Here is a 14,734-nt window from a genome sequence, read left to right as displayed (position 1 = left end):
CTGAATGGCGATTGGCCCTAGCCTGCGCGGCGGGGAGTGCCGTTCAAGCGCTGACTGCGGCGCCGGTGTGATCCGGGGGACTTGTCAGAACCAGGCGCGCAGACCGAAGACGGCGGCGACCTGCGAGGGATCTTCGCCTTCCGCCCGCGCGTAGTCTGCGCTGCCGCCCAGCCTGCGCTCCCAGTGCACGCCGAGGTAGGGGCCGAAGCCGGGCTCGATCTCGTAGCGCAGCCGCGCGCCCAGCTCGATCCGTTCGAAACCGGCGCCAATGCCCAGTTCCGGCACGTCCTGAAGCGCCAGGTTCACTTCGGCCTCGGGTTCCAGGATCAGCCGCTGGGTAATACGCTGATCGTAGCTGGCGCTCAGCCGTGAGTGGACATCGCCCTTGTCGGAAATCAGCATCTGGCCTTCGAGTTCGAACCAGTAGGGCGCCAGGCCCTGAATTCCGGCGACGGCATAAGTCCGTTCGGGATCGGGGCGGAAATCGTGGCGCACGCCCGTTTCCAGATTGAACCACGGGTTCACCGCATGGCGCCACAGCAGCGAGGTTTCGGCCCGTTCCGGGGCCTTGCCGAAAGTGCCTTCGCCTTCGGTGGTCACGGCGAGCTTGTCATAGTCGTTGCCGTACCAGCCCTGGGCCTTCCATCCATAGCCGTCGCGCCCGTCCGCCGCGCGGTATTCGAGTTCGTCGATCAGCACGGCCGAGGTGGCGTAATGGCCGACGTGCGCCAGATGCCTGCGTGCCGCTTCCATGCGGTTGGCATCGTAATAGCGGTCCTCGATATTGTCGGTGGGGACCGGGGGCGGGGTGGCATTGCCGGGCTGGTCGTCCAGACTGGCCATGCCGTCCGGCATGGCCATCCCCGCCATGTCATGACCGGAATGGTCCATTTCTTCCTGAGCCAAAGCGGGCGCGGCGATCAGCGTGAGGGCGAGGACAGCCCGTTTCATGCTTCGTCTCCTTCGCGGCGAATGGCGACGACGCGCATCATCCCCGAATGCATGTGCAGCAGCATGTGGCAGTGGAACGCCCAGTCTCCTTCGGTATCGGCCGTGAGGTCGAAGGAGACTTTGCCGCCGGGCAGCACGTTCACCGTGTGTTTGCGCGCGCGGTGGCCTTTCTCGCCGCAGACCAGTTCAAAGAAGTGGCCGTGCAGGTGGATCGGATGCGGCATCATCGTGTCGTTGATCAGGTTCACCCGCACGCGCTCGTTCAGGCGCATCGGGATCGGCTGCGCGCCGTCGGAGAAGGTCTGGCCGTCCATCGACCACATGTAGCGTTCCATGTTGGCCGTCAGGTGCACGTCGATCTGGCGGCTGGGCGTGCGGGGATCGGGATTGGGGGCAAGGCTGCGCAGATCGGCATACGTCAGCACGCGGTGATCGACGGCTTCCAGTCCGGTCGGCCGGTCGGCGAGCCGGTCCACCGGCATGGGCGAGAGCGTGGCAACGCCAGGCCCCATCTTCACGCCGGGCGCGACCGAAGGATCGCGCATCGACATCGAATGGCCCTCCATCGACGAATTGGCCATCGAAGCGTTGGCAGGCTTCGACAGGTCAATCTCGCCATCGTTGCCCATGTCCATCGCGCTCATGTCCATGCCCATGTCGCGCATGGTGAGGAGGGGGCGTTCGCGCAGGGCCGGGACGGGGGCGACCATGCCCGCTTGCGGGGCCAGCGTGGCGCGGACCTGTCCCGAACGGTCGATGGCTTCGGCGACTACGCCATAGGCTTTGGCCTCGGCGGGCTCGACGATCAGGTCATAGGTCTCGGCAATGGCGATCTGGATCTCGTCGGTCTCGACCGGCTGCACCATGTTGCCGTCCGCCGCGACCACGGTCATGGGCAGGCCCGGAATGCGGAAATTGAAATTGGTCATGGCCGAGGCGTTGATGACGCGCAGCCGCACCCGCTCGCCCGGCGCGAACAGGCCGGCCCAGTTCTCCGCCATGCCATGGCCGTTGATCAGGTAGCTGTAGGTGATCCCGGTCACGTCCGAGATATCGGTCGGGTCCATGCGCATGGCGGCCCATTCCAGACGCTCTTTCAGGGGCTGGTCCTTGCCCGCCAGCAGGCCGGCCAGCGTCTGGCGCTGGCGGTTGAAATAGCCGCCCATGATCTTGAGCCGCCGCAACTGCGCCTCGGGCGCCAACGGGCTCCAGTCGGACAGGACCAGCACATGTTCGCGCTCGCTGAGAATCGGGTCCTCGCCCGCCGGGTCGATAATCAGCGGGCCGTAGAGACCCACGCCTTCCTGCATACCCGAGTGGCTGTGATACCAGTACGTGCCCGAATGGATCAGCGGGAATTCGTAAGTGAACGTCTCGCCCGGATCGATGCCGGGAAAGCTGAGGCCTGGCACGCCGTCCATCTGCGCGGGCAGCAGCAGGCCGTGCCAGTGGATCGAGCTTTGCTCTTGCAAGTGATTGGTCACGGCCAGCCGCACGCGCTGGCCTTCCTTCAGGCGGATCAGCGGGGCCGGCAGCGTGCCGTTGACCATGACCGCGCGCGCCGAACGCCCGCCGGTGGCGAAGTGCCCTTCGCCGATCGAAAGCGCGATGGTCTCGCCCGAAAGCACCGGCCCGGCGGCCAGTCCCGCGGTGCCGCTGCGAGCCCAGGCCGGGCACAGCGCGGACCATGCCAGGCTTGAGGCAACGGCGCCCGTTCCAGCGAGGAGGCGGCGGCGATCGATCCGAAATCCCTGTTCCATTGCCAGCTATACGCAGGCCCGGAGGTTATCCCTCAAGCGCCGCGCTCAATTTCTGCCGGGCGCGGTAGATGCGTGTTTCCACGGCTTTGCGGCTGATTTCCAGAACCTCGGCGGTTTCGTCCTGCGAAAGCCCTTCGATGGCGCAGAGCAGCAGGGGGGCCTTGAGCTGGGCTGGCAGGGCGGCAATGGCGGTGCGCAGCCGTGCGGCCTCTTCGCTCCCGCTGAGCGCGCGTTCGGGATCGGGAGCGCTGTCGGCCAGATTTAGGGCATCGTCGAGCGGCCTTGCGAAAGTGAAGAACGCGCGCACGGCCCGGCGCCGCGCCCAGTCGCGGCACTTGTTCAGCGCGATCCGCAGCAGCCAGCCGCGAAACGGGCGGGCCGGGTCATAGCGGTGCAGCGCGGCGAACGCGGAAACGAAGCACTCCTGCGTCACGTCCAGCGCATCCGCCTCGTCCGGCAAGTGGTTGCGGACGAGGCGGAATACGGCCTCGCGATGGCGCTGCATGAGGCCCGAATAGCCCGTCTGCCGCCCGGCCAGTGCCTGGGCCACAAGCGTGGCATCGCCGGTTTCGGGAGGCGTCTCGGCTTGGCCGGCAGCCACGGCGGCCTACTTGCGATCGGACTGGGTCAGAGTCTTGCCGATCTCGGCATCGAAGCGCGCCGCCTGATCCGGCCGCAGCACCGCGCGCATCGCGAAGACATGGGCCAGCGTGGCTTTCTGCAATTCGCCCATGGCCTGGTGCGAACGGTCCACCGCTTCGGCGACCCTGGGGCCATACTGATGCTCGGTCTCGATCGCTTGGGCGAGCGCCGCATTGGCCTCGCGCATCTGCGCATCGAGCGCTTTGCGCTGCTCGGCGAAGCGGGCTTCCAGGACTTCGATGCGCCCTTCCTGCGCTGCGTCCAAATTCAGTTTCTCGTGCACCAGGGTGTGCAGTTCGCTGCTTTCGGCGTGATCGAAGGGCGAGACGCTGCGCACCACCCATGTCGCGGCCCATGTCGCGGCGAGCGCGGCGGCGAAAGCGACGAGCGCGGTCAGCACATAGCGCTTGGCCCCGCCCATCAGTCCACCAGCAGGTGAGAGGGCGCTGCCGCCGGAACGCCGAGCAGGGGGGCGGACGAGGCCGGCGTGTGGGGCGCAACGGCGGCAGCCGAGCCGACGATCACGGCAAGGCAGCTCGCCAGCATGTATCCGCGCCGGGCCGCGGTCTGTTCGCGCCGCTGGGCCAAGCCGGTCATGACGCGGGCCTCAAGCGTATCGAGGCGCGCTCCGGCGCTTTCTTCGCCTAGCCGGGCCAGCAGGGTGTCGAGTTCGGTCATGACGCGTCATTCCAATGCGGTTTCGAAGTGGGATACGCAGCGCGCGGACTTATCCCTCATGCGCGGGGCGGTAGCTGGCAAGGAAAAATTGCCGGGCGGCAAGGGATGGCGCGAGAGCGTGCGTATCGCAGATCAGGCCGGAGCGGAATGACCCGATGCGGCTGACAGATAATCCTTGGAGAAGCCATGCGCCGCCTTGCCCTTTCTTTCATCGCTCCCTTCAGCGCCGCCATGCTGCTGCCCATGGCAGCATCCGCCCATCCCAAGCTGGTTTCCGCAACCCCGGCAGCGGATGCCACGGTCGCCGAGCCGGTGAAGCTGGAACTGACGTTCTCCGAAACGCTTGTCGGGCCGCTTTCGGGGATCGAACTGACGATGACCGGAATGCCCGGCATGGCGAACCACAAGCCGATGCCGGTCAAGGGCTTTACCAGCGCAGCGGACGGCAAGACGCTGACGGTATCGCTGCCGCGCGCTCTTCCCGCCGGGACTTATGATCTCAAGTGGCACGCGGTCGCTGCGGACCAGCACCGCGTTGAGGGCAGCTATACCTTTACCGTGCGCTGAGCGGACCGTGTTCGACGCAGACCTCGCCGCCGCGCGCGGGGCGAGCTATCTGGCATTGCTGCTGGTGGCGGGGCTGCCGCTCTATTCTCTGGCCATGGGCGAAAGGTGCCTTTCGGGCGCCATGCGCAGGATCCTGCTTGGTCTTGCGGCAGCCGCGCTCGTGACATCGCTCTGGTGGGTCTGGGCTAGCGTGGCCGCCATGGCCGGTTTGCCGCTTGGCGCGGTCGATTTTGCAACAGTGCAGGCCGTGCTTGCCGCAACGCCGCTCGGCATGGTGCTGGAAACGCGGGCCATGGCTCTGGTGCTGCTGGTACTGGGCCTGTTCGGACTTCCGGGCAGATATCGCTTGCCGGTGGCGGCGCTATGCGGCGGAGCGGCGCTGATCACGGCATCATGGACCGGGCACGCGGGGGCGGGCGAGGGCGCCACAGGAATGATGCGCCGGCTGATCGACGCTGCGCACTTGCTGGCCGCAGCGACGTGGCTGGGCGCGCTGGCAGCCTTGCTGGGCGGGCAGTTTGGCGGCCAGTTGGGCGGGGCGTCAAGCGACGTGCAGATGCGAAGATTGCGCGGTTTCGCCACGATCGGCAGTGTGATCGTCGCTGTCCTGGCTATAACCGGGACGGTAAGCGCTTTGGCGATCCTCGGCCTGCCGGTTCCCGAGGGGGCGTTGGAGAGCGGCTGGGCGGCATTGCTTGCCGCAAAGCTCGTGCTGTTCGCCGCGATGCTCGGTCTGGCCGCGTCGAACCGCTGGCGGTTGGTGCCGGCGATGGAGGCCGGTGAACCCGGTGCCGGGCGGCGCTTATGCGTCTCTCTTCTGCTTGAGATACTGGCCGGGGGATTGATCGTGGCGCTGGTTGCCGTTCTGGGCACGCTGGCTCCCGCCGGAGGATAGCCCGGCCAGCTTACGGAGATTTGAGCACAAGCGGTAGTCCCGCAGCGACAAAGACGGCTTCATCGGCAATAGTGGCCATGTCCTGATTCAGCCGTCCGGCTTCGTCGCGGAACCGGCGGGCCAGCGCGTTGTCCGGCACGATCCCCAGCCCGACCTCGTTGGCGACAAGGGCAACGGGGACCGGGCACGCGATCAGGGCCTCGCGCAGATGGCCGGTCATGGCCGCCACGTCGCAGTCGCCCAGAATGAGGTTCGACATCCACAAGGTCAAGCAATCGACCAGCACGGCATCGGCGGACCGGGCCGCTTGGGCAAGGGCATCGGGCAGATCGACGGGCGCTTCCAGCGTTTCCCAGCGAGGCCCGCGATCGGCACGGTGCCGGGCGATGCGGTCTTCCATCTCGGCGTCGAAGGCCTGCGCGGTGGCGATGAAGGCGAGGCGTCCGGGCAGAGCCTCGGTGCGGGCCTGCGCGTAGCGGCTCTTGCCCGATCGCGCGCCGCCGAGGACCAGCAGCACGCTCACGCGGCGGCGCCTTGGGCAAGGGCCAGCAGGCCATCGATATCGAGATGCTCCTCCAGCCCGGCGGCGAGTTCGTCGAGCGCGGCATCGACCAGTGCGCCATGATCGCGGGCATGGCTTCGCACGCCGATCCTGGCCAGCAGCGCGCGGCGCAGATCGCCCGAGGCCAGCAGGCCGTGGCAATACGTGCCCATGACCTTGCCGTCATGCGAGATGGCCCCGTCGGGCCGTCCGCCGTCGAGCAGGGCAAACGGCTGGGCGGCCGCAGCACTGTGCGTCTCGCCCATGTGCATTTCATAGCCGTCGAAACGGGCCGTCAGCGCCGTTCCGTGCACCAGGCGCAGGGCCTTTTGCGGGCCGAGCACGGTTTCGTGGTCCAGCAGGCCAAGGCCGGCGATGCTGCCCGGCGGTCCCTCGATCCCGAGCGGATCGGCGATCGTGCGGCCGAGCATCTGGTAGCCGGCGCAGATGCCCAGGATCGCACCGCCGCGCCGGTGGTGAGCGAGGATGTCGATGTCCCAGCCCTGTTCGCGCAGGAACGCCATGTCGGCCAAGGTCGCTTTCGATCCGGGCAGGACGATCAGCGCGGCCTCACCCGGGATCGGCTGGCCCGGCGGGATCATGGCGAGTTGCACGCCACTTTCGGTCTTGAGCGGATCGAGATCGTCGAAATTGGCGATGCGCGGCAGCATCGGGCAGGCGGCCAGCACTTTGCCCCCCGGCAGAGCCTGCCCGCGTTCGAGCACGACGGCATCCTCGCTGGGCAGGCGGCTGGCGGCGGGCAGCCAGGGCACAACGCCGAAGCCGCGCCACCCGGTCAGCCCGGCAATGGCGGCATAGCCATCCTCGAACAGCGCGGGATCGCCGCGGAACTTGTTGACGATGAAGCCCCGGATCATCGCCGCGTCATCGGGATCGAGTACGGCGCGGGTTCCGGCCAGCGCGGCGATCACCCCGCCGCGGTCGATATCGCCCACCAGCACTACCGGCACATCGGCCGCGCGGGCAAAGCCCATGTTGGCGATGTCGCCCGCGCGCAAGTTGATCTCGGCGGGGGATCCCGCGCCTTCGACGATCACCAGATCGCACTGCTGCGAAAGCCGCTGCCAGCTTTCCAGCACTTCGGTCATCAAATTGCGCCGGTCCTCGCGGAAATTGGCGGAGCCGAGCGTGCCGCGCACTTTGCCGTGGACGATCAGCTGCGAGGTCCGGTCCGCCTGCGGCTTGAGCAGGACGGGGTTCATGTCGGTGTGGAGTTCGGCCCGTGCGCCCAGCGCCTGCAGCGCCTGCGCGCGCCCGATCTCGCCGCCATCGGCGGTGACGGCGGCGTTGTTCGACATGTTCTGCGGCTTGAACGGCAGGACGCTGAGTCCCCGGTTCGCCAAGGCGCGGCACAGCCCGGCGACCAGCACCGACTTGCCGACGTCCGATCCGGTTCCCTGCACCATCAAGCCAGCCATGCCACGCCTCCCGCACCGATCCATGCCAGCAGGCAGGCCCGCAGATAGATATTCCCCGCGCGCGCCATAGTGCCTGCATCCGCTTCCGCGCCATCGCCGATCCATGGCTTTTGCGCCAGCACGCCATCGTAGTGGACCGGCCCGGCGAGGCGGATGCCCAGTGTCCCGGCCATGGCGGCCTCGGGCCAGCCCGCATTGGGGGAAGCATGGCGGCCATGATCGCGCCACAGCACGCGCCATCCTCCCATCCCGGCAAGGCAGATCAGCACCGCGCTCAGCCGCGCCGGGATCAGGTTTGCCGCATCGTCGATCCGCGCGGCGGCCCAGCCATAGGCGCGCAAGGGTTCCTCCGGGTGGCCGATCAGGCTGTCGGCGGTGTTGATGGCCTTGTAAATCCACGCGCCGGGCAGGCCGAGCACCATGAGCCAGAACAGCGGCGCGATCACCCCGTCGCAGAAGCTTTCGGCCAGGCTCTCGATCGCGGCGCGGGCCACGCCGGGCCTGTCGAGCGCGGCGGTGTCGCGGCCGACGATGTGTCCTACAGCTTCGCGCGCGGCGGGCAGGTCTCCCCGGTTCAGGGCTTGCACGACCGGCTGGTAATGCTCGTAGAGGCTCCTACTCGCCAGTGCGGGCCAGGCCGCGCAGGCGAGCAGCAACCAGGCCCATGGCCCGGCCAGCGCGCGGACGATCCACTCGATGGCAAAGGCCGCACCGCCGCTGACGAGGATCAGTACCAGCATGGCGGCAAGGCCCGACAGGCGCCGCAGCCGGGCGGGGCGATCCGGCCGGTTCCAGCGGGTTTCGCAGGTCGTGATGATCCGCGCGAAGGCGCCCACGGGATGACCGATATGGCGGTACAGCCCGTCTGGCCATCCCAGCGCGGCGTCCAGCACCAGCGCGCCGAGAGCGACCGGCTCAACCATAGCGCGACCAGAAGGCCAGCGCGGCATCCAGCCGGGCCAGCTGCGCATCGTCCGCAGGCAGTCCGAACCGCAGCAGGCGCGGATGGTCCGCGAAAGGGCGCGTCAGGATCTGCGCGCGGGCGAGCGAGGCGAACAGGTCGGCCGCCGCCCCGGTATCGGTCAGGCGAAACAGCGGGCAGGCGCCCGTGGTCCGCAACCCGTGGCGCGTCAGAACGGTGTCGAGCTTTGCGGCCCGTTCCGGCAGGCCTGCGCGGGTGGCGGCGATCCAGCCGGGATCGGCATAGGCGTCGGTCCCGAAAGCGAGCGCGGCGGAACAGACCGGCCAGTCGCCTTGCAGTCTGCGCAGCTCGGCCAGCAACGGTTCGGGCGCGAGCACGAAGCCGAGCCGCACCCCTGCAAGCCCGAAGAACTTGCCGAACGAGCGCGTCACCGCAAGGTTGCGGCCATTCGCGACGAGGCCCGCCACGCTTGTGTCCGGATGGCAATCGGCAAAGGCCTCGTCGGCGATCAGCCATCCGCCGCCGTGCTGCTGCCGCCCCAGTGCGGAGACGAGATGCCCGGGGGGATAGAGCCGCCCGTCCGGGTTGTTGGGGTTGGTGACGATCAGCGCGGTGGGCCCGGTATGACCCGGTGGCGGGCTGGCGAAGGCCTTGGCGTAAGTCCCATAAGTCAGCGGCACATGGCGGGCGGGCAGGTCGAGAATCCGGCCCAGCGCCCGCAGGCCCGCCTCGCTGCCGGGAACCGCGCAGCACAAGGCGGGATCGGCCCCGAAATGGGCGGCGGCGCTCTCTTCCAGCCGTCGGAGCGCCCGCGCATCGGGCAGGGCGCGCCAGTCGGGCCGGATCGTTTCCGCGCCGGGCCAGGGGCAGGGATTGATGCCGGTCGAAAGGTCCAGCCAGTCGCCGGGATCGCCGCCGAAGCGGGCGCAGGCCTCGTCCAGACGGCCGCCATGCGTGACGAAGGCATTCACTGCAAGAACACCAATGCGGCCAGCGTGGCGGTTTCGGCCAGCTCGATCCCGGCGCCGTGGCCATCGCCCGAAATGCCGCCGATCCTCCGGTGCAGCCAGAGGCCCCACAAGGCGATGGCGGCAGGGGCCAGCAGCAGCGCGGGCCCGGTCCACCACGCCGAGGCGCCCAGCACCAGGAACCATGCCGCGCAGGCGGGCCAGTTGGCCCCGGCGCCGAAGCTGGTTCCCATGCCCCGGTGCAGCGGCGGCAGAGTCAGCGTCCAGACCAGCGGCCCGATCCTGGCCGCGAGCGGCACCGCCACCAGCGCGGCGAGAGGGACCGCATCCATGGCCAGCCGCAGCAGGACCAGCTTGGCGATCAGTTGCAGGCCGATCGCGGTGACGCCGAAGCTGCCGATATGCGGATCCGCCAGAACCGCCGAAAGCCGCGCGGGGTCGCTGTGGGCAGCCCCGGCGGCGTCGGCGATATCGCCCAGGCCATCGAGATGCAGCGCGCCGGTGACGGCGACCCAGGCGAGCAGGGCCGCCAGCGCGCCGGCCCAGGGATCGTGGCGCAGGCCGGCCCATGCCGCTGCGGCCACGCACAGTCCCACAGCAATGCCGGCGATGGGAAACCAGCGTATTGCCCGTGCAAAGTCGTCCTCGTCCGCGGCGATGGCAGGCAGCGGCAACCGCGTCATGAACTGGACGGCGAGGATCAGCGCCTTCATTCGCGATACCCGGTTTCAAGCCCGATGATCTGGCCGGACAGCGGCCGCCCCGGCCAGATCCGCAGCGAGACGAGGGCGCGATAGGGCAGGTCGATCGCCCAGACCCCGCGGTGGTCCAGCCCGGTCAGCACCGAAAGCGCGGCGCGCATGGCCCCTGCGTGGGTGACGACGAGCGTTTCGGTCGAGAGCCCGGCAAGACCCTCGTGCACGCGCCGGCACAAGTCCGACCAGCGCTCGCCTTGCGGCGGCGGGCTGGCATCGGGGTCTTCCCAGAAGCGGGAGAGGGCTGCCTCGTCGATATCCTCGGGAGACAGCCCGTCCCACGCGCCGAAATCCAGCTCGCGCCAGCATGGATCGCGCAGGAAGGGCACGTCCAGCCATTCCGCAAGGTGCGCCGCCTGGATACTGGTGCGGCGCAAATCCGAGCTGACGATCGAGCGGACCGGCAGGTGCGCCACGCGGCCGAGCATGACCGGGCATTCGGCCGCGAGCGGCGGTTCGTCCAGATGGCCCAGCAGCAGCCCCGTGCGGGCAGGAGGGCCGTGCCGCAGCAAATGGACGACGCGGGCCGTCATGATCCGCTGGCCACCGCGGCTTCGGCGAATGTCGCCATCTCGGCGTGCGCGGCCAGCGCCGCGCGCAGGATGGGAACGGCGGTGGCGGCGCCCGATCCTTCGCCCAGCCGCATCCCGAGGTGGAGCAAGGGTTCCAGTCCGAAATGGCCGAGAAGGCGGATATGCCCGGCTTCGGCCGAGCAATGCGCGGCAAGGCAATGGTCCGTGAAGCCGGGCACTTGCGCCACCAGCGGGGCAATGGATGCGCAGGCGATGAAGCCGTCCAGCAGCACCGGAACGCGCATCAGCCGGGCAGCCAGGATTGCGCCTGCCATGGCCACGATTTCGCGCCCGCCAAGACGGCGCAGCGTCTCGAACGCATCGCCGCAATCCGGCAGGTGCAGGGCCAGGGCCTGCTCCACCGCGCCGATCTTGCGCGCTACGCCTTCGCTGTCGATGCCCGAACCCTTGCCGCACCACTGCGCGGCCTCGCCGCCGAAGGCAGCGGCGCACAGCGCGGAGGCGGGGGTCGTATTGCCGATGCCCATTTCGCCCACCAACAGCAGTTGCGTGTCCGCTTTGACGGCCGCCGCTCCGGCATTGAGCGCGGCAAGGCATTCCGCCTCGCTCATCGCGGCCTCTTCGCAGATGTCGCCGGTGGGCCGGTCGAGATCGAGCGGTACGACTGAAAGCTCCGCTCCGCACGCTCTGCACAAGGCATTGATGGCCGCGCCCCCGGCCTGAAAATTGGCGACCATCTGCACGGTCACTTCCACCGGGAAAGCGCTGACCCCGCGCGCGGCGACGCCGTGGTTGCCGGCGAAGACCACGGCTTGGACCCGGTCGATCCGGGGGCGCGGCGTGTCCTGCCATCCGGCCATGAACACGGCGATTTCCTCCAGCCGCCCGAGCGAGCCGGCGGGCTTGGTCAATTCGGCCTGACGCGCGCGGGCTGCCGCGATGGCGGCCTCGGCCGGGGCGGGCAGGGTGGAGAGGGCCGCCGTAAAGGCAGCGCGATCGGCAAAGCGGATCATGTGCAGAGGTATCCTTCGGGCGGCGTGCGGGTGATGAAGTGGCCCTTCACGCCCTCGGGCCACTGGGCATAAGGCACCACGCCTTCATCGCTGGCGGCATGGCGGGCGGCATATTCCAGAATGGCGCGGGCGGCTTCGCGGTCCGGCGCGAAGTCGCCCAGCACGTAGCCGACTTTGCCGGGCGCGCGGATGTGGACGGTGCAATGGCGCTTGCAGGCGAAGAGGCAGGGCATTTCCTGCACTGCCACGCCTGCAAGCTCCGGGTCTTCCGTCTGCACCGCCCGCAGGGTTTCGGCGAGCAGCACGCCGCCGGGCTGCCCGCCTTCCTCCTCGCGCGCGGCGGCGCTGAAGCGGCAGGTGGAACAGACCACCACTGCCGCTCCGGGCTCTGCCGCGCGCAGCATCAGAAGCGGCTCCTCAGGCCCAGGTAGAATGTCCGCCCAAGCGCCGAATAGCCGCCCGCGGTCTGATAGGTCTTGTCCGCGAGGTTCTCGACCCGGCCCTGCAGCATCAGCCCGTCCGTGACCGGCCATTGCGCGCGCACGTCGAACAGCCAGTAGCTGCCGAGTTGGGTCGTGCCGCTGGTGCTGTCGAAGGTCCGCCCCGAATAGCGCGCCGCCACGCTGGTGCGAATGCCCGAGGGCAGTTCCACGCCCGCTTCGGCATTGGCGAGATGGCGCGGCACGCGGGCGAGCTGGCGGCCATAAGTGCTGCTGTCCGGCGTGCGGTCTTCGGCCTCGATCCAGCTGTAATTGGCTTCGGCGAAGAGCACTTTCCAGCGCGCCGAGCCTGCGAGTTCGAGGCCTCGGGCATGGCTCTTGTCGACATTGGCGTAGTAGCCGAAGCGGGTCGTGGTGGTGCCCGGGATATAGCACGCGTCGGGCAGAGTGCCGCTGGTGGGGCAATAGGCGAAGTCGATCAGATTGTCGGTATCGCGATCGAACCAGGTGGCCGAGACGCGCAGGATCTGGCCGAGGCTCTGCTCCGCGCCCACTTCCCAGCCCTTGGCCTTTTCGGGGCCGAGGTCCGCCACGCCATAGGCGCTGAACAGCTGGTAAAGCGAAGGCGCCTTGTAGCCTTCGCTATAGCTGGCGCGCAGGACCGTGGTGCCGCCGTTGGGCGTATAGGCTGCGCCGGTGCTCACCACGGTATTGCCGCCGAAGCGCGACTGGTGGTCGTAACGCATGCCGCCATCAAGCGTGAGGCCCGTCACCGGCGTGACGCGCAACTGGCCATAGATGCTGTTGGTATCGGCCTTGTGCGGTGTCTTCGCATAGGCCGCCGTGCTGTTCGAAGGGGAGGCGGTGGTCATCCGCTGTTCCTCGCGCTCCGCTCCGAACAGGAGCTGGATCGCGTCCGAAAAGCTGTAGGTGCCCTGGTATTCGAAGCGGCGGACCCGGCCGTGCGCGTCGAAATTGAGCGGGCGGACGTCGCGGGTGGGATCGTAGTTCTCGCGATCCGTTACCGATTGCGTCACGGCGAGGCGGTTGGTGAAATGCCCGTCCAGCAGGCCGAAATTGAGCCCGGCATAGCCCGACCATTCCTGGGTCAGCCCGAAGCTGGGAGAATCGCCCGCATAGCCGTCGAAATCGTTGCGCGCGTCGGAGTAGTATCCGCGCAAGTCGAGCGAGACCTGCGGGGCAAGATGCACAGTCACGGTGCCGCTGGCGGCGCTGCGGCGGTAGCCGTCGGCCTCGGTGCCATTGGCGCGCGCCGAGATGCCGCCGGTCGTGAAGGTGGAGCCGGACAGGCGCCAGTCGACGGTTTTGCTGGTGCCGCCCACGCCGGCGCGGGCAGAGAACGTGTCATGGCTGCCGCCTTCCGCGGCGAAGCTGCCTTCCAGCGCCTTTTCGGGCTTGCGGGTGGTGACGTTGACGACGCCGCCAATGGCATCGCTGCCCCACAGGATCGACTGCGGTCCGCGCAGGATCTCGATGCGTTCGGCATCGTCGAGCAGCAGGTTGGCAAAGCCGAAGCCGCCTGCGGTCGAGGAGGGGTCGGACAGGCGCATTCCGTCCAGCACCATCACGGTCTGGCCGCCGTCCGCACCGCGGATGCGCAAGCTGGTGGTGGTGCCGTAACCGCCGTTGCGCGACAGGCTGATGCCGGGCGTGCGCAGCAGGATGTCGGTCAGCGCGATCGGCTGGTTTTCGACAATCGCGGCTTCGTCGAGCACGGTGACGCTGGAGGATACGCGGTCCGCCGCGACCGGCGTGCGCAGCGCCGTGACGACGATGCTGTCATCCGGCGCATCATCGGCGAATGCCGGGGAGGGGAGAGTAACGGAGAGAAGAACGGGCGCGGCCGGAATGGCGGCCAGGCGGATCAATTTGGACATGGGACAGGTCCCTTCATGCAAACGGCGTTGTGCCCGCCGGTTGCAATCCGCACGAAGGAACGCTCCCGCACGCTCACAAGTGAGCCCGACACGACGCCCCTCGCACGGATCTGGCCGGCAAGGCGGTGGCTGTCGTTGCGCGAGGGATGACCCTGCTGGACGCTCTTCACGTCACGCCAGGGCCCTCGAACACCCGGTGCACCCTGCCCGGATGAAGAACGACTGCGTCAGGCAGGTCTCCTGGCTCGCGGGTCAGGGCCGGTCCGGCCGCCTTCTCAGGACCGTGTGGTCCCAATGGCGTAGTGGCCGGATGGCTCGCCGCTTACAGTTGCAGGGGCAGCCCGGGTTTCTCACCCGGTTCCCTTTTGATCCCTTGTCGGGGAACCTGTCGCGGCGCGGCAACTATCGTGCAGGCAGGCTGTGTGCAAGTGCAATATGCTTGCGGAGCGGGACAACCTCGCTTAATCGGGAGGGCGTATCGGGTGCCCGAAAGGGCTTAATCGGGAAGTCCGGACGGCGGCGAAAGCTGCCGAAACCGGCACTGCTCCCGCAACTGTAACCGGTGAGCGCACCGTCACATGCCATTGGGAGGTTTCCTCCCGAGAAGGCGGCGGCCAGCGCGATGAACCGGGTAGTCAGGAAACCGGCCCGATGCCGTCGTTCCTTCGCGCGGGCGGGATGAACCGGGCGGACGAGGGCCTCGCTGATGCGGGGACATCCCTTGGCGGACGA

17 protein-coding genes and 2 riboswitches are annotated in these 14,734 nt (G+C 68.5%); of the genes, 3 read left to right on the top strand and 14 right to left on the bottom strand.

Annotated elements, in window-relative coordinates:
- Positions 1-84: 84 nt before the first annotated feature.
- From NN5_RS02195 to NN5_RS02175, 5 genes are read right to left on the bottom strand one after another with little or no spacing between them, the layout of a single operon-like run.
- The gene (locus NN5_RS02195) at positions 85-951 is read right to left on the bottom strand and encodes a copper resistance protein B (RefSeq protein WP_067732407.1); all 867 of its coding nucleotides are present in this window, start codon (positions 949-951) and stop codon (positions 85-87) included.
- Positions 948-2,711, bottom strand: coding sequence for a copper resistance system multicopper oxidase (locus NN5_RS02190; protein WP_067732406.1), 1,764 nt, complete (start codon positions 2,709-2,711; stop codon positions 948-950). The genes NN5_RS02195 and NN5_RS02190 overlap by 4 nt, the downstream gene beginning before the upstream one ends.
- Positions 2,712-2,736: 25 nt before the next feature.
- Positions 2,737-3,312, bottom strand: coding sequence for an RNA polymerase sigma factor (locus NN5_RS02185; RefSeq protein WP_067732405.1), 576 nt, complete (start codon positions 3,310-3,312; stop codon positions 2,737-2,739).
- A gap of 6 nt (positions 3,313-3,318) precedes the next feature.
- On the bottom strand, positions 3,319-3,774 hold the full coding sequence (locus NN5_RS02180; protein WP_067732404.1) for a periplasmic heavy metal sensor: 456 nt from the start codon (positions 3,772-3,774) through the stop codon (positions 3,319-3,321).
- Positions 3,774-4,031, bottom strand: coding sequence for a hypothetical protein (locus NN5_RS02175; protein WP_067732403.1), 258 nt, complete (start codon positions 4,029-4,031; stop codon positions 3,774-3,776). Before NN5_RS02175 ends, NN5_RS02180 begins: the two co-directional genes overlap by 1 nt.
- Between NN5_RS02175 and NN5_RS25580 the strand changes: the two genes are divergently transcribed.
- The 3 genes from NN5_RS25580 to copD are packed head-to-tail and all read left to right on the top strand — an operon-like array spanning position 4,030 to position 5,493.
- Complete coding sequence (locus NN5_RS25580) at positions 4,030-4,182, top strand: hypothetical protein (RefSeq protein ID WP_157080966.1); 153 nt, start codon at positions 4,030-4,032, stop codon at positions 4,180-4,182. The genes NN5_RS02175 and NN5_RS25580 overlap by 2 nt on opposite strands.
- A 35-nt stretch (positions 4,183-4,217) precedes the next feature.
- Positions 4,218-4,598 (top strand): copper homeostasis periplasmic binding protein CopC, encoded by a 381-nt coding sequence (gene copC / locus NN5_RS02170; RefSeq protein WP_067732402.1) that lies wholly within the window; start codon positions 4,218-4,220, stop codon positions 4,596-4,598.
- Positions 4,599-4,605: 7 nt separating this feature from the next.
- A complete protein-coding gene (gene copD, locus NN5_RS02165; protein WP_067732401.1) occupies positions 4,606-5,493 on the top strand; it encodes a copper homeostasis membrane protein CopD in 888 nt (295 codons plus the stop codon).
- A gap of 10 nt (positions 5,494-5,503) precedes the next feature.
- Here copD and cobU read toward each other — a convergent pair whose 3' ends face one another.
- Genes cobU through NN5_RS02120 form a run of 9 tightly spaced genes read right to left on the bottom strand, consistent with a single transcriptional unit; the run spans position 5,504 to position 14,002 of the window.
- Positions 5,504-6,016, bottom strand: coding sequence for a bifunctional adenosylcobinamide kinase/adenosylcobinamide-phosphate guanylyltransferase (gene cobU / locus NN5_RS02160; protein WP_174523868.1), 513 nt, complete (start codon positions 6,014-6,016; stop codon positions 5,504-5,506).
- Positions 6,013-7,473, bottom strand: coding sequence for a cobyric acid synthase (locus NN5_RS02155; RefSeq protein ID WP_067732400.1), 1,461 nt, complete (start codon positions 7,471-7,473; stop codon positions 6,013-6,015). Before NN5_RS02155 ends, cobU begins: the two co-directional genes overlap by 4 nt.
- On the bottom strand, positions 7,461-8,396 hold the full coding sequence (cbiB, locus tag NN5_RS02150) for an adenosylcobinamide-phosphate synthase CbiB (protein ID WP_067732399.1): 936 nt from the start codon (positions 8,394-8,396) through the stop codon (positions 7,461-7,463). Before cbiB ends, NN5_RS02155 begins: the two co-directional genes overlap by 13 nt.
- Positions 8,389-9,366 (bottom strand): threonine-phosphate decarboxylase, encoded by a 978-nt coding sequence (locus NN5_RS02145; RefSeq protein WP_067732398.1) that lies wholly within the window; start codon positions 9,364-9,366, stop codon positions 8,389-8,391. The genes cbiB and NN5_RS02145 overlap by 8 nt, the downstream gene beginning before the upstream one ends.
- On the bottom strand, positions 9,363-10,076 hold the full coding sequence (locus NN5_RS02140) for an adenosylcobinamide-GDP ribazoletransferase (protein ID WP_067732397.1): 714 nt from the start codon (positions 10,074-10,076) through the stop codon (positions 9,363-9,365). The genes NN5_RS02145 and NN5_RS02140 overlap by 4 nt, the downstream gene beginning before the upstream one ends.
- Complete coding sequence (locus NN5_RS02135) at positions 10,073-10,651, bottom strand: histidine phosphatase family protein (RefSeq protein WP_067732396.1); 579 nt, start codon at positions 10,649-10,651, stop codon at positions 10,073-10,075. Before NN5_RS02135 ends, NN5_RS02140 begins: the two co-directional genes overlap by 4 nt.
- Positions 10,648-11,664, bottom strand: a complete 1,017-nt coding sequence (cobT, locus tag NN5_RS02130; RefSeq protein ID WP_067732395.1) for a nicotinate-nucleotide--dimethylbenzimidazole phosphoribosyltransferase — start codon at positions 11,662-11,664, stop codon at positions 10,648-10,650. Before cobT ends, NN5_RS02135 begins: the two co-directional genes overlap by 4 nt.
- Positions 11,661-12,068, bottom strand: coding sequence for a DUF1636 domain-containing protein (locus NN5_RS02125; protein WP_067732394.1), 408 nt, complete (start codon positions 12,066-12,068; stop codon positions 11,661-11,663). Before NN5_RS02125 ends, cobT begins: the two co-directional genes overlap by 4 nt.
- Positions 12,068-14,002: a TonB-dependent receptor plug domain-containing protein gene (locus NN5_RS02120; protein ID WP_067732393.1), complete on the bottom strand. Its 1,935-nt coding sequence runs from the start codon at positions 14,000-14,002 to the stop codon at positions 12,068-12,070. The genes NN5_RS02125 and NN5_RS02120 overlap by 1 nt, the downstream gene beginning before the upstream one ends.
- Before the next feature lie 213 nt (positions 14,003-14,215).
- A riboswitch (cobalamin riboswitch) is annotated at positions 14,216-14,406 on the bottom strand.
- Positions 14,407-14,465: 59 nt separating this feature from the next.
- A riboswitch (cobalamin riboswitch) is annotated at positions 14,466-14,668 on the top strand.
- Positions 14,669-14,734: the final 66 nt, after the last annotated feature.

The sequence above is a fragment of the Novosphingobium naphthalenivorans NBRC 102051 genome (assembly GCF_001590985.1).
In the GTDB taxonomy this organism is placed as follows: domain Bacteria; phylum Pseudomonadota; class Alphaproteobacteria; order Sphingomonadales; family Sphingomonadaceae; genus Novosphingobium; species Novosphingobium naphthalenivorans.
The sequence above is the reverse complement of the archived record's forward strand: the minus strand, read 5'-3'. Positions and strand labels throughout refer to the sequence as shown.